We start from the raw sequence: 20,839 nt of genomic DNA, 5'->3' as shown, positions 1-20,839 counted from the left end.
TAAGGTGAAGAATTTCATGCAAGCAGTGCGTAACTGGGCTGCCCGTTGTGCGCCGTGGATTGGTGCGGTGGGCCTGTTCGGCGCTGTACAGCTGGCCCATGCCGGCGATTACCAGGGCTCGCCCCAGGTGGCCCAGTTCGTTGGCGAAATGAGCCGCGACCATGGCTTTGCCCCCGAGCAGCTGATGGGTGTGTTCCGTGAGGTGCAGCGCAAGCAGTCGATCCTCGACGCCATTTCGCGCCCGGCCGAACGGGTAAAACCGTGGAAGGACTACCGGCCGATGTTCATCACCGACGCGCGCATCGCCCGCGGTGTGGACTTCTGGCGCCAGCATGAGGCGGTGCTGGCCCGCGCCGAGCAGGAATACGGCGTGCCGGCGCAGTACATCGTCGCGATCATCGGCGTGGAAACTTTCTTCGGCCGCAACACCGGCAACTACCGGGTGATCGATGCTTTGTCGACCCTGGGCTTCGACTACCCGCCGCGGGCCGAGTTCTTCCGCAAGGAGCTGCGTGAATTCCTGCTGCTGGCCCGCGAGGAGCAGCTTGACCCGCTGACGCTCAAAGGCTCCTACGCCGGCGCCATGGGCCTGCCGCAGTTCATGCCGAGCAGCTTCCGCAACTTTGCGGTGGACTTCGACGGCGACGGCCACATCAATATCTGGAACAACCCGGACGATGCCATCGGCAGCGTGGCCAGCTACTTCAAGCGCCACGGCTGGGTGGCCGGTGAAGGTGTGGTCAGTCGCGCCTGGGTGGACGGTGCGCGCGCTGACGAAGGCCTGACTACTGGCATCGAGCCGGTAAAAACGGTAGGGGAGTTGCGTACGCTCGGCTGGTCGGTCCATGATTCGTTGCGCGATGATCTGCCGGTTACCGCCTTCCGTCTCGAGGGCGACAATGGCCCCGAGTACTGGATGGGCCTGAAGAACTTCTACGCGATCACTCGCTACAACCGCAGCGTGATGTATGCCATGGCGGTGCATCAGCTTTCGGAACAGCTGGTTCAAGCACGGGGCGTCAAGTAATGCGCGCAATCATCTCTGGCAACACCTTCAAACTGCTCACCTGTCTCGCCGTCGGCGTGGTGCTGACCAGCTGTTCGTCCAGCCGCCCGCCCCAGCAAAGCGGCGGCAATGTGGTGCGCGCCCAGCCGGGCCTGGACATCAACCGGGCGCACAAGGACGGCGCACCGTGGTGGGACGTGGATGTGAACAAGATCCCCGACGCCACGCCAACCGTGCACACCGGCAACTACAAGGCCAACCCGTACACGGTGCTGGGCAAGACCTACTACCCGATGCAGGACTCGCGCAACTACCGCGCCGAGGGCACCGCGTCGTGGTACGGCACCAAGTTCCACGGCCAGAACACCGCCAACGGCGAGCTGTACGACCTGTACGGCATGAGCGCGGCGCACAAGACCCTGCCGCTGCCGGCCTACGTGCGGGTGACCAACCTGGCCAACGGTCGCAGCGTGATCCTGCGGGTAAACGACCGCGGCCCGTTCTATTCCGACCGTATCATCGACCTGTCCTATGCCGCGGCGAAAAAGCTCGGTTATGCCGAGATCGGTACCGCGCACGTGCGTGTCGAGGGTATCGACCCGCAGCAGTGGTGGGCCCAGCGTGGCCAGACGCCACCGATGGTGCTGAAAGAGCCGCAGGTGGCCCAGACCCAGGCGCTCCCGGCCAGTACCGGACGCGTCGAGCAATGGACCCCGCCGCCCCAGCAGCATGCGGCGCCGGTGGTGCCGGTGCAGGTGGCTGGCAATAACGTACCAGGTGGCAACGGCGGCAGCTTCCTGCAGGTCGGCGCTTTCGCCAACCCGGACGCCGCCGAACTGCTGCGCTCCAAGCTCAGCAGCATGGTCAGCGCGCCAGTGTTCATCAGCTCGATCGTGCGTAACCAGCAGACCTTGCACCGGGTGCGCCTGGGGCCGATTGGCAGCCAGGGCGAGATCCAGCAGGCGCAGGACAGCATCCGCCTGGCGAACCTGGGGCAGGCCAAGCTGGTCACAGCAGACTGACCGCGTGGCCTTCTTCGCGGGTAAACCCGCTCCCACAGGGGTTCGCATGAACCTGTGGGAGCGGGTTTACCCGCGAAGAAGGCCACGCCAAACTGTCGGTTTTGTCATGAATTGCCGGGCGCGGCCATGTACAATGTCGGTTTTTGCCCGCAGCGACATAAAGCCGCATGTTGCGAGCCTGGCCTACGGCCACAAAAACTAGACTGACTGGCGCTGGGCACATGATCTTGCCCAGGGAACATCAGACCATTAGCGATTTTCGAGAGACGGATGAACATCACCAACCTTGCCAAACGACTTTGCCTGCCCGTACTGCTGATGATCACGCCTGCCGCCTTCGCGGCTGAGCAGATGACGCCGGCTCCACCGCAACTGGCAGCCAAGTCCTATGTACTCATGGACGCGTCCAGCGGCAACGTGCTGGTCGAGAACAACGGTGACGAGCGCCTGCCGCCAGCCAGCCTGACCAAGCTGATGACCGCCTACATCGCCACCCTGGACATCCGCCGCGGCCAGATCGGTGAGAACGACCCGGTTACCGTCAGCGAAAACGCCTGGCGTACCGGTGGTTCGCGCATGTTCATCAAGGTGGGCAGCCAGGTGACCGTCAGCGACCTGCTGCACGGCATCATCATTCAGTCCGGCAACGACGCCTCGGTCGCCCTGGCCGAGCACATCGCCGGCAGCGAAGACGCCTTCGCCGACATGATGAACAAGACCGCTGCCGACCTGGGCATGGCCAACAGCCACTTCATGAACCCGACCGGTCTGCCGCATCCGGACCACTACTCGTCGGCCCATGACATGGCAACCCTGGCCCGGGCGATCATCAATGTCGACCCGGCCCACTACGCCATCTATTCGCAGAAGGAATTCTTCTGGAACAACATCAAGCAGCCCAACCGCAACCTGCTGCTGTGGCGTGACAAGACCGTCGACGGCCTGAAGACCGGCCACACCGACGAAGCCGGCTATTGCATGGTGGCTTCGGCCGTTCGTGATGGTCAGCGCCTGATCGCCGTGGTGTTCGGCACCAACAGCGAGCAATCGCGTGCTGCCGAGACCCAGAAGCTGCTGACTTATGGCTTCCGCTTCTTCGAAACCCAGACCTTCTACCAGAAGGGTACCGAGCTGACCAAGTCGCCGGTCTGGAAGGGTGTCACCAGCGAAGTGAAAGCGGGCCTGGCCAACGACCTGACCTTGACTATGCCTAAAGGCCAATTGAAGCGCCTGCAAGCTTCGATGACCATGAACCCGCAGCTCACCGCGCCTATCGCCAAAGGTGACGTGATCGGCAAAGTGGAAGTCAAACTGGACGAGAAAGTGGTTCACAGCGCCGACCTGATCGCCCTCGATGGCGTCGAGGAAGGTGGTTTCTTCCGCCGTATGTGGGATAGCATCCGTCTATTCTTCTACGGGTTGTTCAACTGATACGTGACCTGCATGCCCCCGCGTATCGCGCGGGGGCGTTGTTGTTGCCACGGCTTACGAGGCCGTTTCCGCCATGAGCGAACCAGACGTCAAGTCGCACAAGATCGAATTCCCCTGCGACGATTATCCGATCAAGGTCATCGGCGACACCGTCGTCGGTTTCCGCGACACGGTGATCGAGATCCTCAGCAAGCACGCCAAGGTCGACCTTTCCACCCTGGCCGAGCGCCAGAGCAAGGAAGGCAAGTACACCACCGTGCAATTGCACATCGTTGCCGAAAGCGAGAACCAGCTGCACGATATCAACAGTGCCCTGCGCGCTACCGGCATCGTGAAAATGGTGCTCTGATGTCTGCCTGTCTCGGTTTTCGCGAGCTTGGCCTGCAGCCCTACGAACCGGTGCTGGAGGCCATGCGTCGCTTCACCGAGCAGCGCAGCCCGGACAGCCAGGATGAAATCTGGCTGGTCGAGCACCCCGCAGTTTTCACCCAGGGCCAGGCCGGCAAGGCCGAGCACCTGCTGGTGCCGGGTGACATCCCGGTGGTGCAGACCGACCGCGGTGGCCAGGTGACCTATCATGGCCCCGGGCAGCTGGTGGCCTACCTGCTGCTGGATGTGCGCCGGCTGGGCTTTGGCGTGCGTGAGCTGGTCAGCCGTATCGAGCAGACCCTCATCGCCCTGCTCGCCAGTTACGATGTCCAGGCAGCGGCCAAGCCCGATGCTCCGGGCGTCTATGTCGACGGAGCGAAAATCGCCTCCCTCGGCCTGCGAATCCGCAACGGCCGTTCGTTCCATGGCCTTGCCCTGAACGTGGACATGGACCTTGCGCCATTCCGCCGAATCAACCCCTGCGGCTATGCGGGGCTGGCGATGACCCAGCTGCGCGACCTGGCAGGTCCGATCGAACTCGACGAGGTCAGGACAAGGCTGCGCGGACAGCTGGTCAAGCACCTCGACTACGCTGAGCAGACGACCCTCACGGGCGGAATCGACTGAATATGACAACTGTGCAAGAAACCGTGCCGAACCTGATACCTACCCAGGATGCCACCCCGCGCCCAGCGCCGAAAAAGGTGGAAGCCGGGGTCAAGCTGCGTGGTGCCGAAAAGGTGGCGCGCATCCCGGTGAAGATCATCCCTACCGACGAGTTGCCGAAGAAGCCCGACTGGATCCGCGTGCGTATCCCGGTTTCGCCCGAGGTAGACCGCATCAAGCAGCTGTTGCGCAAGCACAAGCTGCATAGCGTATGCGAAGAGGCATCCTGCCCGAACCTGGGTGAGTGCTTCTCCGGGGGTACCGCCACCTTCATGATCATGGGCGACATCTGCACCCGTCGTTGCCCGTTCTGCGACGTTGGCCATGGCCGGCCGAAACCGCTGGACCTGGACGAGCCGAAGAACCTGGCCATCGCCATCGCCGACCTGCGCCTGAAGTACGTGGTGATCACCTCGGTGGACCGCGACGACCTGCGTGACGGTGGTGCCCAGCACTTCGCCGACTGCATCCGCGAAATCCGCGCGCTGTCGCCGGGCGTGCAGCTGGAAACCCTGGTGCCGGACTACCGTGGCCGCATGGATATTGCCCTGGAGATCACCGCGCAAGAGCCGCCGGATGTGTTCAACCACAACCTCGAGACCGTACCGCGCCTGTACAAGGCCGCACGCCCGGGTTCGGACTACGACTGGTCGCTGGACCTGCTGCAGAAGTTCAAGCAGCTGGTGCCGCACGTACCGACCAAGTCGGGCCTTATGCTCGGCCTGGGTGAGACCGACGAGGAAGTGATCGAAGTGATGCAGCGCATGCGCGAGCATGACATCGACATGCTCACCCTCGGCCAGTATCTGCAGCCGTCGCGCAGTCACCTGCCGGTGCAGCGTTTCGTCCATCCGGATACCTTTGCCTGGTTCGCCGAGGAAGGTTACAAGATGGGCTTCAAGAACGTCGCTTCCGGGCCGCTGGTACGTTCTTCGTACCACGCCGACCAGCAAGCTCACGAAGCCAAGATCAAGCTCTGAGCCAAGCATGGAGCCACGCATGCCGATGCGCGCCGAAGGGTCGCATCGGCATTTTTGTTTGTGCCACACGCGCTGCAAGGAACCGCGATGAATTGCGCCGAAACCTTCCCACCCAGCCTGCCCGCCGCACTGCCGCGTAATGCCTGTTTTGCCATTGTCGCCCCGGCGGGCGCGGCGCGGCTGGATAAGCACAAGGTCGACCAGTGGTTCGTTGATCGAGGCTACAGTTGCCGCATTTACCCGGGTGCCCTTCAGGCCCGGGGCTACCTGGCAGGGCCCGACCAGCAGCGGCTGCAGGACCTGCATGATGCCTTCGCCGACCCGGCCATCGACGCCATTTTGTGCATGCGCGGGGGGTACGGCAGCATGCGTCTGCTCGACCAGCTCGATTTCGAGCTGATCCGGCGCAACCCCAAACCGCTGATCGGCTACAGCGACATCACCGCGCTGCACACGGCGATCTACCGGCATACCGGGCTGGTCACCTTCCATGGCGGGATGCTCAATGCCGACCTGCTGGGGGCCAAGTTGCCGCCGACCGAGGCTTCGTTGCTGGCGCAGCTGAGTGGGCAGGTGCGGGCAGGTGAGCAGATCGTGCACCCCGCTGACTTCGCCCTGAGCTGCGTGCTGCATGGGCTGGCCAGCGGGCCGCTGCTGGGCGGCAACCTGTCGATGCTGGGCGCGACCCTGGGGACGATTGCCGAGCTGGATACCCAAGGCTGCATCCTGTTCATCGAGGACGTCAACGAGCCGCTTTACCGGGTGGATCGTCTACTGACCCAGCTGCGCCTGGCAGGCAAACTGGAGGGGGTGAAGGGTGTGCTGGTGGGGGACTTTGCCGGGATTACCACTACGGCGCTGACGCCTCTGCTGGAGGATATCTTCGCGCCGCTGGGTATACCGGTGCTGGCCGGATGGCGCAGTGGGCATTGTGACCCGAATGTGTGCTTGCCGCTGGGGGCTCGGGTAAGGCTGGACAGTGATCGGCGGAGCTTGCTGCTGGAGCAGGATCTGTTCAAGGCATGAGGTTGTCGGGGCTGCGTTGCAGCCCATCGCCGGCAAGCCAGCTCCCACAGGTCCTGTGCAGTCTGTCAGGCCCATGATATCCCGGTGGGAGCTGGCTTGCCGGCGATGCGGCCGCAAAGTTCTTACTGCTGACGCAGGCTCTCGAGCAGCTTGTGGGTCGGATACCCATCCGCCGGCCACCCCAGCCCCTGCTGGGCATTGCGAATCGCCTTGCGGGTATTGGCCCCAATGATGCCATCGGCATTACCGGCTTCGTGCCCGTTGCTGTTCAGCAGGTCCTGCAGCTCCATGCGCTCGCTGCGGCTGAGCGGCAAGTCTTCTTTCGGCCAGCTGCCGGCAATGAAGCCCCAGCCCGTGAAGCGATCACCCAGCAGGCTTACCGCCAGCGCGTAGGACGACGAGTTGTTGTACTTGAGGATGGCGCGGAAGTTGTCCAGCACCAGGAACGCCGGGCCACGCGCGCCTGCTGGCAGCAGCAGGGCGGCAGACAGCTGGTTGCTACCTACGGGCAGCTGGGTGCCGGCAGGCAGTTTCACGCCCATTGCCAGCCACTCGCTCACCGGCTTGCGCAGCGCGCCATCAGCCTGCCAGTAATCGAAGCCTGCCGGCACCTGCACTTCGAAGCCCCACAGCTGGCCACGCTTCCAGCCTGAGCTCTGCAGGTAGTGCGCGGTCGAGGCCAGGGCGTCTGCTGTGCTGTTCCAGATATCGCGGCGGCCATCGCCGTCGAAGTCCACGGCATGGGTGTTGTAGGTAGTCGGGATGAACTGGGTCTGGCCCATGGCGCCGGCCCACGAGCCGCGCATGGCCTCAGGCTGGATGTCGCCCTGCTGGATGATCTGCAGTGCGGCGATCAGCTGGTCCAGGGCGAACTGCGGGCGGCGGCCTTCATAGGCCAGGGTCGCCAGCGAGCGGATCACCGACTTGTTGCCCTGGAACTGGCCGAAGTTGCTTTCCATGCCCCAAACCGCGACCAGCACCTGGCGATCGACGCCATAGCGTTGCTCGATGCGGGTCAGCAGTTCGGCGTTCTGCTCCAGCAGTTTCTTGCCGTTGCGCACGCGCAGGGGGGACAGAGCGCCTTCGAGGTATTCCCATACCGGACGGGTGAACTCCGGCTGGCTGCGATCGGCCTTGATCACGTCCATGTCAGGGGTGATGCCGAGGAAGGCGCGGTCGAAGGTGTCCTGCGAAATGCCGGCTTGCAGGGCTTGCTGGCGGAAGCCCGCCTGCCATTGTGCGAAGGTTTGCAGAGGCTGGATTTCAGTACTGGTGTCGGGCGTCGTGCCGGGCAGGGTCACCACCGGGGCGGGCTGGGCGGGGGCCAGCGGCAGGGCATCGGCGGCGGTGGGCTTTTCTGCGCAAGCCACGAGCAGGATGAAACTGGAGGCCGCGATCAGTTGACGGGTTTTCCAGCGGGGGAGAAGACTGAGGAGCATGCACAGATCCAGAATTGCAGGTCAGGTGAAGACCATATCATGCCTGCGCTTTCGATGCTTTCATGCTGCCAAAAAGTAGGAAGCCTCCCAATCTCTCGATTGGAAGGCTTCGCGGCGGTAGCTGCCTTTGCCCTTGTTCGGTCGTTCCTGGCGGCAGCGGAACAGCGGTTGGGCGATGATCGACTTGGCCTTGTTGGGGCCGTGCTTTTTCGGCTTTTTGCTCATGGCGGGGTTCCCGGGTTGGGTGGGTTCCGGCGCACTGTAGGGCCCTGGGTGGGTGGCGGCCAATTGATTGTCTATATGGTCGAGACCACGGCGCTGAGCTTCAGGCAAACGCCGGCCGTGTGGGAGCGGGTTCACCCGCGAACACCGGCGAAGCCGGTGCCATACACCGCGTCGAATTCTTCGCGGGTAAACCCGCTCCCACAGGGGGCAGTTACTCGGGGGGCAGCGCCAGGCGCTGGCCGGCCATCAGCAGCGCCAGGCGCGCCAGGCCAGTCCACGGCGAACCCTCGGCCTGGCCTTTGATCTGTGCATCGATACGCTGGGCATCCTGCAGCAACTGCGCCCAGCGCTGCGCCGACAGGCGCTGCAGGGCCTTGCTGACCAGCGGACGGCGCTTGTCCCAGACCGGCGGGCGGGCCTGGCTGAAGGCTTTGTCCAGCGGTACGCCCTGGCTGAACTGCTGGGCCAGCCCGGCCAGCTGACGCAGCTCACGGGCCAGGGCCCAGAGGATCACCGGTGGCTCCACGCCTTCACCACGCAAGCCATCGAGCATGCGCAGGGCATGCGCGGCTTCGCCATTGAGAATGGCATCGACCAGGCCGAAGACATCGAAGCGGGCGCTGTCGGCGACAGCGGCCTGCACGGTCTCCACGGTGATCTGGTTACCTTCGGCGAGCAGCTTGAGCTTTTCGATCTCTTGCGCGGCAGCCAGCAGGTTGCCTTCCACACGTGCGGCGATCAGGTCGACGGCGTCTCGCTGTGCCGACAGGCCGGCCTGCTGCAGGCGCTGGTTGATCCACTGCGGTAGCTGATGCACATCCACCGGCCAGATCTGGATGAACTGGCAATGGGGGCCTTCTATCAGCGCCTTGCCCCACTTGGTCTTCTGCGCACTGCCATCGAGCTTGGGCAGGCTGACCAGCAGCAGGGTGTCCTCGGCGGGGTTGGCACAGTATTCCATCAACGCGGCGGCGCCTTTGTCACCGGGCTTGCCCGAGGGCAGGCGCAATTCCAGCAGGCGGCGCTGGGCGAACAGGGACAGGCTGGCGCCGGCCTGGAGCAGGGTGCCCCAGTCGAAGTTGGCGTCGGCACTGAATACCTGGCGTTCGTCGAAGCCCTGCTGGCGTGCGGCGTTGCGGATGGCGTCGGCGGCTTCCTGGCACAGCAGCGGGTCGTCGCCGCTGACCACGTAGACCGGTGCCAGGGCGCCTTGCAGGTGCTTGTTGAGTTGGGCGGGTGCGAGCTTCATGGGGAACAGGCGGGGCACCCGAAGGTACCCCGCTCGGGCTTAGTTGCCCGGTACTTCCAGTGGCGACTGCTGAGGCGTTTCGGCCTGCTGGCGGCGAGCGGCCTCCAGCGCAGCGGCTTCGGCCTTGGCACGCTCGTCGGCTTGACGCTGCAACTCGTCCAGCTGGGACGGGGTCAGCATCTGCAGGCGAACGACCATGGCGTTGACCAGGTCGCGACGCATTTCTTCACGGGCGCGGTTGGCTTCCTGCTCGGAGCCGGTGATGTTCGAGCCATCACGCAGGTAGATCTTGCGCACTTCCAGCTTGTCGCTCATCAGCTCCAGGTTGTTCAGGCCCTGGATGCTGTAGTTCAGCACGGTGGTCAGCTCGTACTCGGCGGTACGGTTGCCACTGTTGTAGGTCGCGGAGCGCTCGCGCTCCTGCTCGTTGGTCAGCACCAGACGGTAAGGTGCGCCAGCGTGCACGTTGACGCCGCTACGCTCCAGTACTTCACGCAGCTGAACCACGGTCGGGCCGTAGGCGTTGCGTGCGCTGACGTCCATTTCCTTCACGCTCAGCTCGGTGGAGCCGGTGCCGCGCAGCTGGAAACCGCAGGCGCTGAGCATGACCGCCAGGCCGATTACCAGCAAATTGCGTTTGATCATGTTGTTGCTCCCTTGTGGGCCTGTTCCGCCCGCCCGCAGCGGGTGCGGGCGGGTGTTGCCATCAGTTGGCGACGATGTTGACCAGCTTGCCCGGCACCACGATGACCTTGCGGATGGTCAGGCCATCGATGAAGCGCAGGACATTCTCGTTGCTGCGCGCGGCGGCTTCGATTTCTTCACGGCTGGCGGCGGCCGGCATTTCGACCTGGCCACGCAGCTTGCCGTTGACCTGCACCACCAGGGTGACGGTGTCCTGTACCAGGGCTGCCTCGTCGACGGCTGGCCAGTTGGCGTCGATGACGGCCTGCTGGTGGCCCAGCTGTTGCCACAGCTCGTGGGAAATGTGCGGGGTGATCGGTGCCAGCAGCAGGGTGACGGCCTCGAGGCCTTCCTGCAGCAGGGCACGGTCCTGTTCAGTGGCCTGCGGGGCCTTTTCCAGCACGTTCATCACGGTCATCACCTGGGCGATGGCGGTGTTGAACTTGTGGAACTGGCCGACGTCGGTGCTGGCCTGCTTGATGGCGGCGTGGATGGCGCGGCGGATGACCTTCTGCGCGTCGTCCAGGGCGGCGACATCCAGCTTGCCCGGCAGGCCTTGGGCCACATGGGCCTGGGCCAGGCGCCAGACGCGGCGCAGGAAGCGGCTGGCGCCCTCGACGCCGGAGTCGGACCATTCCAGGCTCATGTCAGGCGGCGAGGCGAACATCATGAACAGGCGGCAGGTGTCGGCGCCGTACTGGTCGATCATCGATTGCGGATCGACACCGTTGTTCTTCGACTTCGACATCTTTTCGGTGCCACCGATTTCCACCGGCAGGCCGTCGGTCTTCAGGCGGGCGCCAATGATCTTGGCCTTGGCATCGCGCTCGATCTCGACATCGGCCGGGTTGAACCAGTCCTTGCCGCCGTTGCTGGCCACACGGTAGTAGGTTTCGGCGACCACCATGCCCTGGGTCAGCAGGTTCTTGAACGGCTCGTTCGAGGTAACCAGGCCTTCGTCACGCATCAGCTTGTGGAAGAAGCGCGCGTACAGCAGGTGCAGGATGGCGTGTTCGATACCACCGATGTACTGGTCGACCGGCAGCCAGTGGTTGGCCGCTTTCGGGTCGACCATGCCAGCGTCGTAGTTCGGCGAGGCGTAGCGGGCGAAGTACCAGGACGACTCGACGAAGGTGTCCATGGTGTCGGTTTCGCGCTTGGCCGCAGTGCCGCATTTCGGGCAGCTGCACTCGTAGAACTCAGGCATGCGCGCCAGCGGCGAACCGGCACCGTCCGGCACCACGTTCTCCGGCAGGGTGACCGGCAACTGGTCTTCCGGCACCGGTACATCGCCGCAGGACGGGCAGTGGATGATCGGGATCGGGCAGCCCCAGTAGCGCTGGCGGCTGATACCCCAGTCGCGCAGGCGGAACTGGGTACGCGACTTGCCCAGCTCCTTGCGGATCAGGGCGGCCTCGATAGCGTCGAAGGCCCCGGCGAAGTCCAGGCCGTCGAACTCGCCGGAGTTGATCAGCTGGCCGTGCTCGCCATAGGCGGCCAGCCACTCGCTGCCGACTTCATCGCCAGCGCTGGTGCGCACCACGGCCTTGACCGGCAGGTTGTACTTGTGGGCGAACTCGAAGTCGCGCTCGTCGTGGGCTGGCACGGCCATCACGGCGCCATCGCCGTAGTGCATCAGCACGTAGTTGGCGACCCATACCGGCAGCTTCTCGCCGGTCAGCGGGTGCTCGACCAGCAGGGAAGTGGCCATGCCCTTCTTCTCCTGGGTGGCCATGTCGGCTTCGGCAACGCTGCCGCTCTTGCACTCGTCGATGAACGCCTGCAGCGCCGGGTTGCCCTGGGCGGCCTGGGTGGCCAGCGGGTGCTCGGCGGCGACGGCGACGTAGGTGGCGCCCATCAGTGTGTCGGGACGGGTGGTGAAGACCTTGAGGGTGCCTTCGTGGCCGATGCTGGCCAGGTCGTACGGGAACTGCACTTCCATGCCGCGCGACTTGCCGATCCAGTTGCGCTGCATGGTCTTGACCTGCTCAGGCCAGCCCGGCAGCTCGTCGAGGCTTTCCAGCAGCTCGTCGGCGTAGTCGGTGATGCGGAAGTAGTACATCGGGATTTCGCGCTTCTCGATCAGCGCGCCCGAACGCCAGCCACGGCCGTCGATGACCTGCTCGTTGGCCAGTACGGTCTGGTCCGCCGGGTCCCAGTTCACGGTACCGTTCTTGCGATAGATGATGCCTTTCTCGAACAGGCGGGTGAACAGCCACTGCTCCCAACGATAGTAGTCGGGCTTGCAGGTGGTGACTTCACGTGCCCAGTCGATGGCCAGGCCCAGGCTCTTGAGCTGGGTCTTCATGTAGTCGATGTTTTCGTACGTCCACTTGGCCGGGGCGACGTTGTTCTTCATCGCCGCGTTTTCCGCGGGCATGCCGAAAGCGTCCCAGCCCATCGGCTGCAGCACGTTCTTGCCCAGCATGCGCTGGTAGCGGGCAATCACGTCACCGATGGTGTAGTTGCGCACGTGGCCCATGTGTAGCTTGCCGCTCGGGTACGGGAACATCGACAGGCAGTAGTAGGTGTCCTTGCCTGGCTGTTCGGTAACAGCGAACGATTGTTGCTCGTCCCAGAACTTCTGGGCGGCGGCTTCGATATCACGGGGCGTGTATTGTTCGTGCATGGCTACTTTTTGCTGAGAGGGAAGAGACCTTGTTCCAGGCAGCGGAACCTCGCTGCGTCCGGCACTCCGGTGTCGTTTAGAGTGAACGCCGTAGCATACAGCAGCGCCGTGTATCGTGGGAAACCTTCGTTGCGAATGCCCGCTGGTCGCGGCACACGGCTGCTTTTTGCAGCGACGCTAAGCTCAGGAGTGGGGGGAGATATTCTTATCTTCAATGAGGTGAACGGATGGGAGAGACGCAGCTACCCGCAATCAGACCGGAGCTATACGAACGCCTGATCGACCGGCTGGGCCTGGCGCTGGAAGTGGCCAGAACCTCGGTGCGATTGCGCGACGAGATGCCAGCCGAGCTGGAGTTGCGTGGCCTGAGCCACGCAGAGTTCGAATTGATCAAGGCCTACCTGGATTCCCTCCCGGAGCGCCACAACGCCTGTGCCGGCAATTACCCGCAAGCGGAGCCGACATCGGCCAAGATCATCTGGCTCAAGGACAAGAAACGCCCCGCCAGCACGGCGAGATCCAGGACGCTGCCACATCGCTAGCCGTTCAGGACGCCAGGCGCAGGCTATCGCGCGCCGGTTCTTCACAATTAGCACAGCTCACGATCGGCGCCGGCCGCACCCTTGTTGACCGGCGTCGATCCTTCTAGGCTGCACGCCTGCCAAGGAGGTGTGGCCAATGCCGATCCGATTCTTCGTCAAACAATGGCTGATGCCGCCAGGTGTCCTGTTCCTGCTGCTGCTTGTGGCGTGGTGGCTGCACCGCCGCCGGCCCAGGCTGGCAGCGCTGTGCTTTGCCGTGGGCCTTGGTGGCCTGTGGTTGATGAGCCTGCCGCTGGTGGTGCAGGAAACCGCCCGTGTATTGGAGACGGAAGCGCCGCTGGCGGTAAGCGATTGGGCCGCCCTGGCAAGCCGGGCGGATGCCATCGTGGTGTTGGGCGCGGGGCGTGAGCGGGGTGACCTGGCCTGGGGCGGCGGCGACCAGCCCACGGCCACGGCACTGGAGCGCATGCGCTTTGCCGCGCGGCTGGCCAAGGCATCGGGCTTGCCGGTGCTGACCAGCGGCGGGTTGCACTATGGCACGCCGCCGAGCGAGGCGCGGTTGATGGCTGATCGCCTGCATGAAGATTTCGGCGTCGAGGTGAAATGGCGGGAAGAGGGCAGCCGCACGACCTGGGAGAATGCCCGGCTTACGGCCAAGGTGCTGCAGCCGTTGGGGATTCGCCGGGTGGTCGTGGTGACCCAAGCCTGGCACATGCAGCGCTCGCGCTGGAGTTTCGAGCAGGCGGGGTTCGAGGTGGTGCCGGCGCCGGTCGGGTTCCTCGGGCACGATCATGCGCGGCCGTTTGGCGGGTTGCTGCCGGAGAGCCGGGCGATGTGGCAGAGCGGGCAGTTGCTCAACGAGGTGGTGGGGTTGGTGGGGTATCGGCTGTTCTATTGAAACCTGTACTGCCTGTGCCGGCCTCTTCGCGGGGGAACCCGCTCCCACAGGCTTCGAGAGCGGTGGAGAACCTGTGGGAGCGGGTTTACCCGCGAAGAGGCCGGTACAGGAGAGCTCAAACAGTCCTGGCAATGCGCCCCGCCAGCAATGCCCAACCCAGCAGCAATGCACAGATAATCGCCAGCGGCCACGAACGCCATTGCAGGTACGGCGTCAGCTGCTGCATCGGCACTACCTCGCCATACAGTACCGCCTGCTGGAACTGTGGCACCTGCGTGGTAATGCGGCCAAACGGGTCGATTAGCGCGGTAACGCCGTTGTTGGTGGCGCGGATCATCCAGCGCCCGGCTTCCAGCGCGCGCATCTGCGCCATCTGCAGGTGCTGCAACGGGCCGATCGAGGTGCCGAACCAGGTGTCGTTGCTGATGGTCAGCAGCAGGTCGCTGCGCGCCGCCAGGCCCGCAGCGAATTCGGGGTAGACCACTTCGTAGCAGATGTACGGCGCAATCTGGTAACCCTTGGCCTGCAGCAGCGGTTGGTCTTCCGGCCCGCGGGCGAAGTCCGACATGGGCAGGTTGAAGAACTCGATCAGGCCACGCAGCATGTCCTGCAGCGGCACATACTCGCCAAACGGCACCAGCTTCTGCTTGAGGTAGGTGCCATCGCCTTCACCGGTGACGGTGATGCCGTTGTAGTAGCGGCGCTGGTGGTGCACCACTTCACGCACCGGCACGCCGGTGATCAGCGCCGAATGCCGCTCGGCGGCGAACCGGCCCATCAGGTCGATATAGCCCTGGGCCTGGTCCTTGAGCACTGGCACCGCGGTTTCCGGCCACACCAGCAGGTCTACCGGCCTGGAACTGAAGCTCAGGTCACGGTACAGGGCCAGTTGCGCGTCGATGTGCGCCGGGTCCCATTTCAGGTCCTGCTCGACGTTGCCCTGGATGGCCGCCACCTTCAGTGGGTCACCTGCCGGCTTGGTCCAGGCATGCCCCTTGAGCACCAGGCCCAGCACCCACGGGCCCAGCAACAGCAGGCAGCCCACCGCCAGGAAAGCGGGGCGGGCGCGCAGGCGGTGCAGGTTGCACAGCAGGGCGGCAGTCAGGGCCAGGGTGAAGGAAATCAGCCACACGCCGCCCAGCGGTGCCAGGCCAGCCAGCGGGCCGTCCAGCTGGCTGTAGCCGGCGTAGAGCCAGGGGAAACCGGTCAGGAACCAGCCGCGGAAGGCCTCTTGCAGCAGCCACAGGGCGGCGAAGCACAGGGCATCGGCCAGTGGTGCTTCGGTGCGGCGCAACCAGCGTGCCCACAGCCAGGTGGGCAAGGCAAAGAACCAGGCCAGGGCAGCAAAAAACGCCAACAACAGCAGGATCGCCAGCAGCGGCGAGGCGCCGCCGTAGGTGTTCATGCTGACATAGATCCACCAGGTGCCGGCACCGTACAGGCCGAAGCCGAACCACCAGCCGCGCCACATGGCCTGGCGCGGGCTGAGCTCGCGCAGGCCAAGGTAGAGCAGGGCGATGGACAACACGGCCAATGGCCAGATGTCGAACGGCGCCAAGGCCAGGAGGGTGGAGGCACCGGCCGCCAGGGCCAGCAGGTTACCGGGCCAGCCGGGGCGGGTGATCCAACGCATGTTTGTCCTTAACGGCTGATCGGGGTCAGACGCAGCAAGTGTATCCGCCGGCTGTCGGCGTTGAGAATCCGGAACTTGTAAGACCCGATCTCGGTGGTTTCGTTACGCTTGGGCAAGTGGCCGAAGGCACTCATCACCAGGCCGCCGACCGTGTCGAACTCGTCATCGGAGAATTCGCTGTCGAAGAATTCGTTGAAGTTCTCGATCGGGGTAAGCGCCTTGACCAGGAAGTCACCGCTGGGCAGCGGCTTGATGTAGCTGTCTTCCTCGACGTCGTGCTCGTCCTCGATGTCGCCAACGATCTGCTCCAGCACGTCCTCGATGGTCACCAGGCCGGCCACGCCGCCATACTCGTCGATGACGATGGCCATGTGGTTATGGTTGGCGCGGAACTCGCGCAGCAGCACGTTCAGGCGCTTGGACTCGGGCACGAAAGTGGCCGGGCGCAGCAGGTCCTTGATGTTGAAGCTGTCGCCGTTCTCCTTGAGGATCAGCGGCAGCAGGTCTTTGGCGAGCAGGATCCCGAGCACATCGTCGTGGCTTTCGCCGATCACCGGGTAGCGCGAGTGCGCGGCGTCGATCACCGCCGGCAGGAATTCGCGCGGCGACTGGCTGGCCTTGATGCTGATCATCTGCGAACGCGGCACCATGATGTCGCGAACTTGCAGGTCGGCCACCTGGATGGCGCCTTCGACGATGGTCAGCGCTTCGCTGTCCAGCAGTTTGTTCTGATGGGCTTCGCGCAGCAGCTCAAGGAGTTGCTGGCGGTTTTTCGGCTCATGGGCAAAAGCCTGGGTCAGTTTACCCAGCCAGGACTTCTGCCCGTTGCTCGATCGATCTTCGCTCATGGCGGTTCTCGTGATCCTTCGTGTATCAGTGTGTGATAGTGTCGGTTTCATCGTCGGCATACGGGTCGGGGTGACCCAGTTCTGCCAGCAATTCCCGTTCCAGGCCTTCCATTTCCTCGGCTTCCTCATCCTCGATGTGGTCGTAGCCGAGCAGATGCAGGCAACCGTGGATGACCAGGTGTGCCCAGTGCGCTTCCAGCGACTTGCCTTGTTCGGCGGCTTCGCGCTCGACCACCGGTACGCAGATCACCAGGTCGCCCAGCAGCGGGATATCGAGCAGGTCATCGGGTACGTCGGCCGGGAACGACAGCACATTGGTCGCGTAGTCCTTGTGCCGGTAGGTGTGGTTCAGCTCGCGGCCTTCGGCTTCGTCGACCAGGCGAATGGTCATTTCCGAGTCGGCGCTGCGCTGGCGCAGGGCCAGTTCGCACCAGCGGCGGAAGGCGCTGTCATCCGGGGCGGCAGCGCCCGTGGCCCGTTGAATATCGAGTTCAAGCATCTTTGCCGGGCGCCTCGGGCTTGGCCTGGCGGGCATCGAAGCGGTCGTAGGCCTCGACAATGCGCTGCACCAGTGGGTGACGAACCACATCTTTGGGCTGGAAGTGGGTGAAACTGATCCCCGGAACGTCCCTCAGCACCTCGATGACGTGCGCCAGGCCCGACTTGGTGCCACGGGGCAGGTCGACCTGGGTGATGTCACCGGTGATGACCGCGGTGGAGCCGAAGCCGATACGGGTAAGGAACATCTTCATCTGTTCCAGCGTGGTGTTCTGGCTTTCGTCAAGGATGATGAAGCTGTTGTTCAGGGTGCGGCCACGCATGTAGGCCAATGGGGCGATCTCGATCACCTGGCGCTCGATCAGCTTGGCCACGTGTTCGAAGCCGAGCATTTCGTACAGGGCGTCGTACAGCGGGCGCAGGTACGGGTCGATTTTCTGGGCCAGGTCGCCGGGCAGGAAGCCGAGCTTTTCGCCCGCCTCGACCGCCGGCCGCACCAGCAGGATGCGTCGCACCTGTTCACGCTCCAGCGCGTCGACGGCGCAGGCCACGGCCAGGTAGGTCTTGCCGGTACCGGCCGGGCCGATGCCGAAGTTGATGTCGTTGGCCAGGATTTCCTTGACGTAGCGTTGCTGGTTGACCCCGCGCGGGCGGATGTTGCCCTTGCGCGTGCGCAGCGACACGCTGACCTCGTTGACGGCCGGGTTGTCGATGTTCTCGACGGTCGATTCCTGCAGGTACAGGTGCACGGTTTCCGGCGACAGGTCATTGGCCTTGGTCTCGCGGTAGAGACGGCGCAGCAGCTGTTCGGCAGCGGAGGTGGTCTTGGGTTCGCCGATCAGCTCGAACTGATTGCCGCGGTTGCGGATCTCGATGGCCAGGCGCTGTTCGATCAGGCGCAGGTGCTCGTCGAACTGGCCGCACAAGTTGGCGAAACGGTGGGCCTCGAAAGGTTCGAGGATGAAACGATGGGGTTGTATGGGTGCGTTCAAGGTCGTTTTTAGCCGCTCGACGGCAATGGATGTGAACTCAAGAATAACCCTTGAATGGCAGTGGCGAAAGCACTGAAACGTTCAACGGTATGTACGGGCTGTTCCGGCCCTATCGCCGGCAAGCCAGCTCCCACAGGTACTGCGCAGGTCTGGGGATAGCGCGGCACCTGTGGGAGCTGGCTTGCCGGCGATGAGGCCGGGGCAGGCAACACAGATCAGCAAGGCTGTCTGGTATGATGCCCGCCTTTTCTTACGCATGTGTTATCCCGCCGAACATGAGCAAACGTGAACCTGCCATCTATAAAGTGATCTTCCTCAACCAGGGGCAGGTCTTCGAGATGTATGCCAAGCAGATCTACCAGAGCGACCTGTGGGGCTTTCTGGAAATCGAAGAATTTGTGTTCGGCGAGCGCTCGCAGCTGGTGGTGGACCCGAGCGAGGAGAAGCTCAAGAGCCAGTTCGAGGGGGTAATTCGTAGTTTCGTGCCGATGCACTCGATCGTGCGCATCGATGAGGTGGAGCGCCTGGGCACGGCGAAGATCAGCGAAGCCAAGGGCGGCGGCAACGTGATGCCGTTCCCGATGCCGATGCCGGAGAAGTAAGCCTCAGGGGAGTGGTGAGAACGGCGTGCGCCCTTCGGCGTTCTGCAGTTCCAGCAGGTACTTGCGGAAGATCTGGCCGAGCACCTGGGTGGCATGCTCCAGCTCGTCGCGGGGCATTTGCTCGGTCACTTCGTCGGCCATGTCCAGCGCATCTTCGGCGCCGTTCACCGCAGCCATCTTCAGCAGGATATAGGCCTGCACATTGTTGGCCTTGACCCCTTCGCCACGGAAGAACATGGCGCCCAGGCGGTACTGGGCGTCGGCGTGGCCTTGCAGCGACGCCTTCTGGAACCAGTCCAGGGCCTTGTTCAGGTTTTTTGGTGTTTGCGTGTAGTAGTACTCGCCCAGTTCGAACTGCGCCTGGGCATCCCCCGTGGTTGCCGTCTGCTCGCAGGCCTTGAGGGCGTTTGCCAGGTCTTCAGGCTGAACGTTCAAGGTGCAGCGGCCCGTCGCCGGAATCAGCAACGAGTTACCGCCCTCCGCCAGGGCCAGCAGGGGCTGAAGAAGCAACAGGCAGCCCAGGGTCAGGGCGCGGCCGGTGCGGTTCATGGGGATCGACTTACCTCTGCAAAGCTGCGGCCAATGTCTCTGGTGGCACATTATGGGATAAGCAGCGCCAACCTTACAAAGTTTTACTCGAATTTCTGCTTGGATGGGGAAGTCAGCTGATTGTGCATGGGTATTTATTGCCTGTACCGGCCTCTTCGCGGGTGAACCCGCTCCCACAGGGACCGCGCCGCTTTCAAGGGTTGCGCAGTCCCTGTGGGAGCGGGTTTACCCGCGAAAGGGCCGGGACAGACACTGCATTACTTCAGGGCTGCAAAGGCCTTTTCAGCCGCATCCAGGGTGATCTGCAGTTCCTTGTCGCCATGGGCGATGGAGGTGAAGCCCGCCTCGAACGCGCTCGGTGCCAGGTACACGCCACCGTCGAGCATCAGGTGGAAGAAACGCTTGAAGCGATCGGCATCGCTGGCCATCACGTCGTCGAAGGTGACGATGTCGTCGGCACCGCTGAAGTACAGGCCGAACATGGCGCCTGCCTGGGTGGTGACGAACGGCACGCCAGCGGCATCGGCGCGCTGTTGCAGGCCGTCGAGCATGCGGCTGGTGTAGTCGGTCAGCTCGGCATGGAAGCCCGGGCGGCTGATCAGCTTCAGGGTGGTCAGGCCGGCGGCCATGGCCAGCGGGTTACCCGACAGGGTACCGGCCTGGTAGACCGGGCCGAGCGGGGCGATGCAGCCCATGATTTCACGCTTGCCGCCGAAGCAGCCGACCGGCATGCCGCCACCGACGATCTTGCCGAAGGTCGACAGGTCCGGCTTGATGCCGTAGTGGCCCTGGGCGCCGCCGAGCGAGACGCGGAAACCGGTCATCACTTCGTCGAAGATCAACACCACGCCGTGCTTGTCGCACTGCTCGCGCAGGCCTTCAAGGAAGCCTGGCGCCGGCGGTACGCAGTTCATGTTGCCGGCCACCGGCTCGACGATGATGCAGGCGACGGTCTGGCCGACCTCGGCGAGGGTTTTCTCGACGGCGGCGATGTCGTTGAACGGCAGGGTCAGGGTGTGTTTGGCAAAGTCCGCCGGCACGCCCGCCGAGCTTGGCACGCCCTGGGTCAGCAGGCCCGAACCGGCCTTTACCAGCAGGCTGTCGGAGTGGCCGTGGTAGCAGCCTTCGAACTTGATGATGGCGTCACGGCCGGTGTAGCCACGGGCCAGGCGGATGGCGCTCATGGTGGCTTCGGTGCCCGAGCTGACCATGCGCACCATTTCCATCGACGGCACGATCGAGCAGACCTGGTCGGCCATTTCGGTTTCCATGGCGGTTGGCGCACCGTAGGACAGGCCGTGCTCCAGCTGCTTGCGTACCGAGTCCAGCACGTCCGGGTGGCCGTGGCCGAGGATCATCGGGCCCCAGGAGCCGACGTAGTCGACGTAGCGCTTGTCATCCTCGTCAACGACGTAGGCGCCTTCGGCATGCTTGAAGAACAGCGGCGTGCCGCCAACGCTCTTGAAAGCGCGGACTGGCGAGTTGACGCCACCGGGGATGTGCTTCTGGGCTTGGGCGAACAGGGCTTCGGAACGGGACATGGAAGGTTCT

General features: G+C 63.9%; 21 protein-coding genes. 10 read left to right on the top strand and 11 right to left on the bottom strand.

What is annotated here, in order from left to right:
- Positions 1-16: 16 nt before the first annotated feature.
- The 7 genes from mltB to FQ664_RS22750 all read left to right on the top strand — a co-directional run bounded on the left by mltB (position 17) and on the right by FQ664_RS22750 (position 6,500).
- Positions 17-1,027 carry a lytic murein transglycosylase B gene (mltB, locus tag FQ664_RS22780; RefSeq protein WP_144175066.1) on the top strand — a complete coding sequence of 337 codons (1,011 nt, stop codon included), beginning with the start codon at positions 17-19 and terminating at the stop codon, positions 1,025-1,027.
- Entirely contained in the window at positions 1,027-2,028 is a 1,002-nt protein-coding gene (locus FQ664_RS22775) for a septal ring lytic transglycosylase RlpA family protein (RefSeq protein ID WP_144175064.1), read from the top strand. The genes mltB and FQ664_RS22775 overlap by 1 nt, the downstream gene beginning before the upstream one ends.
- A gap of 270 nt (positions 2,029-2,298) precedes the next feature.
- Positions 2,299-3,459: a D-alanyl-D-alanine carboxypeptidase family protein gene (locus FQ664_RS22770; RefSeq protein WP_144175062.1), complete on the top strand. Its 1,161-nt coding sequence runs from the start codon at positions 2,299-2,301 to the stop codon at positions 3,457-3,459.
- 73 nt (positions 3,460-3,532) lie between these two features.
- Positions 3,533-3,808, top strand: coding sequence for a DUF493 domain-containing protein (locus FQ664_RS22765; protein WP_085625758.1), 276 nt, complete (start codon positions 3,533-3,535; stop codon positions 3,806-3,808).
- Complete coding sequence (gene lipB / locus FQ664_RS22760) at positions 3,808-4,455, top strand: lipoyl(octanoyl) transferase LipB (RefSeq protein WP_144175060.1); 648 nt, start codon at positions 3,808-3,810, stop codon at positions 4,453-4,455. The genes FQ664_RS22765 and lipB overlap by 1 nt, the downstream gene beginning before the upstream one ends.
- 2 nt (positions 4,456-4,457) lie before the next feature.
- Positions 4,458-5,474: a lipoyl synthase gene (gene lipA, locus FQ664_RS22755; RefSeq protein ID WP_256676051.1), complete on the top strand. Its 1,017-nt coding sequence runs from the start codon at positions 4,458-4,460 to the stop codon at positions 5,472-5,474.
- 87 nt (positions 5,475-5,561) lie between these two features.
- Positions 5,562-6,500, top strand: coding sequence for a S66 peptidase family protein (locus tag FQ664_RS22750; RefSeq protein WP_144175059.1), 939 nt, complete (start codon positions 5,562-5,564; stop codon positions 6,498-6,500).
- 122 nt (positions 6,501-6,622) lie between these two features.
- On the opposite strand, the gene FQ664_RS22745 is transcribed toward FQ664_RS22750, so the two are convergent.
- The 5 genes from FQ664_RS22745 to leuS all read right to left on the bottom strand — a co-directional run bounded on the left by FQ664_RS22745 (position 6,623) and on the right by leuS (position 12,726).
- Positions 6,623-7,939, bottom strand: a complete 1,317-nt coding sequence (locus FQ664_RS22745; RefSeq protein WP_144175058.1) for a lytic murein transglycosylase — start codon at positions 7,937-7,939, stop codon at positions 6,623-6,625.
- A gap of 60 nt (positions 7,940-7,999) precedes the next feature.
- Entirely contained in the window at positions 8,000-8,164 is a 165-nt protein-coding gene (gene arfA, locus FQ664_RS22740) for an alternative ribosome rescue factor ArfA (protein WP_025340762.1), read from the bottom strand.
- Positions 8,165-8,375: 211 nt separating this feature from the next.
- Positions 8,376-9,413 (bottom strand): DNA polymerase III subunit delta, encoded by a 1,038-nt coding sequence (gene holA, locus FQ664_RS22730; protein WP_144175057.1) that lies wholly within the window; start codon positions 9,411-9,413, stop codon positions 8,376-8,378.
- 39 nt (positions 9,414-9,452) lie between these two features.
- Positions 9,453-10,058, bottom strand: a complete 606-nt coding sequence (locus FQ664_RS22725) for an LPS-assembly lipoprotein LptE (protein ID WP_087499503.1) — start codon at positions 10,056-10,058, stop codon at positions 9,453-9,455.
- A gap of 61 nt (positions 10,059-10,119) precedes the next feature.
- Positions 10,120-12,726: a leucine--tRNA ligase gene (gene leuS, locus FQ664_RS22720; RefSeq protein WP_144175056.1), complete on the bottom strand. Its 2,607-nt coding sequence runs from the start codon at positions 12,724-12,726 to the stop codon at positions 10,120-10,122.
- Positions 12,727-12,953: 227 nt separating this feature from the next.
- Between leuS and FQ664_RS22715 the strand changes: the two genes are divergently transcribed.
- Positions 12,954-13,268: a hypothetical protein gene (locus FQ664_RS22715; RefSeq protein ID WP_144175055.1), complete on the top strand. Its 315-nt coding sequence runs from the start codon at positions 12,954-12,956 to the stop codon at positions 13,266-13,268.
- Between the two features lie 136 nt (positions 13,269-13,404).
- Positions 13,405-14,166 (top strand): YdcF family protein, encoded by a 762-nt coding sequence (locus FQ664_RS22710; protein ID WP_144175054.1) that lies wholly within the window; start codon positions 13,405-13,407, stop codon positions 14,164-14,166.
- Between the two features lie 115 nt (positions 14,167-14,281).
- Here FQ664_RS22710 and lnt read toward each other — a convergent pair whose 3' ends face one another.
- Genes lnt through FQ664_RS22690 form a run of 4 tightly spaced genes read right to left on the bottom strand, consistent with a single transcriptional unit; the run spans position 14,282 to position 18,137 of the window.
- On the bottom strand, positions 14,282-15,799 hold the full coding sequence (gene lnt, locus FQ664_RS22705) for an apolipoprotein N-acyltransferase (RefSeq protein WP_144175053.1): 1,518 nt from the start codon (positions 15,797-15,799) through the stop codon (positions 14,282-14,284).
- Positions 15,800-15,807: 8 nt separating this feature from the next.
- Positions 15,808-16,647, bottom strand: a complete 840-nt coding sequence (locus FQ664_RS22700) for an HlyC/CorC family transporter (protein WP_144175051.1) — start codon at positions 16,645-16,647, stop codon at positions 15,808-15,810.
- A gap of 25 nt (positions 16,648-16,672) precedes the next feature.
- Positions 16,673-17,146, bottom strand: coding sequence for an rRNA maturation RNase YbeY (gene ybeY, locus FQ664_RS22695; RefSeq protein ID WP_144175049.1), 474 nt, complete (start codon positions 17,144-17,146; stop codon positions 16,673-16,675).
- Positions 17,139-18,137, bottom strand: a complete 999-nt coding sequence (locus FQ664_RS22690; RefSeq protein ID WP_144175047.1) for a PhoH family protein — start codon at positions 18,135-18,137, stop codon at positions 17,139-17,141. Before FQ664_RS22690 ends, ybeY begins: the two co-directional genes overlap by 8 nt.
- A 275-nt stretch (positions 18,138-18,412) precedes the next feature.
- Here FQ664_RS22690 and FQ664_RS22685 point away from each other — a divergent pair, with 275 nt between their 5' ends.
- The gene (locus FQ664_RS22685) at positions 18,413-18,739 is read left to right on the top strand and encodes a DUF1820 family protein (protein WP_016489346.1); all 327 of its coding nucleotides are present in this window, start codon (positions 18,413-18,415) and stop codon (positions 18,737-18,739) included.
- A 3-nt stretch (positions 18,740-18,742) separates the two neighbouring features.
- On the opposite strand, the gene FQ664_RS22680 is transcribed toward FQ664_RS22685, so the two are convergent.
- Together FQ664_RS22680 and hemL are read right to left on the bottom strand one after the other, a co-directional pair.
- On the bottom strand, positions 18,743-19,288 hold the full coding sequence (locus tag FQ664_RS22680) for a tetratricopeptide repeat protein (protein WP_144175045.1): 546 nt from the start codon (positions 19,286-19,288) through the stop codon (positions 18,743-18,745).
- Positions 19,289-19,545: 257 nt separating this feature from the next.
- Positions 19,546-20,829, bottom strand: coding sequence for a glutamate-1-semialdehyde 2,1-aminomutase (gene hemL / locus FQ664_RS22670; RefSeq protein WP_144175044.1), 1,284 nt, complete (start codon positions 20,827-20,829; stop codon positions 19,546-19,548).
- Positions 20,830-20,839: the final 10 nt, after the last annotated feature.

The organism is Pseudomonas persica, from assembly GCF_900291015.1.
Taxonomy (GTDB): domain Bacteria; phylum Pseudomonadota; class Gammaproteobacteria; order Pseudomonadales; family Pseudomonadaceae; genus Aquipseudomonas.
This window is presented reverse-complemented; position numbering and strand designations above follow the sequence as displayed.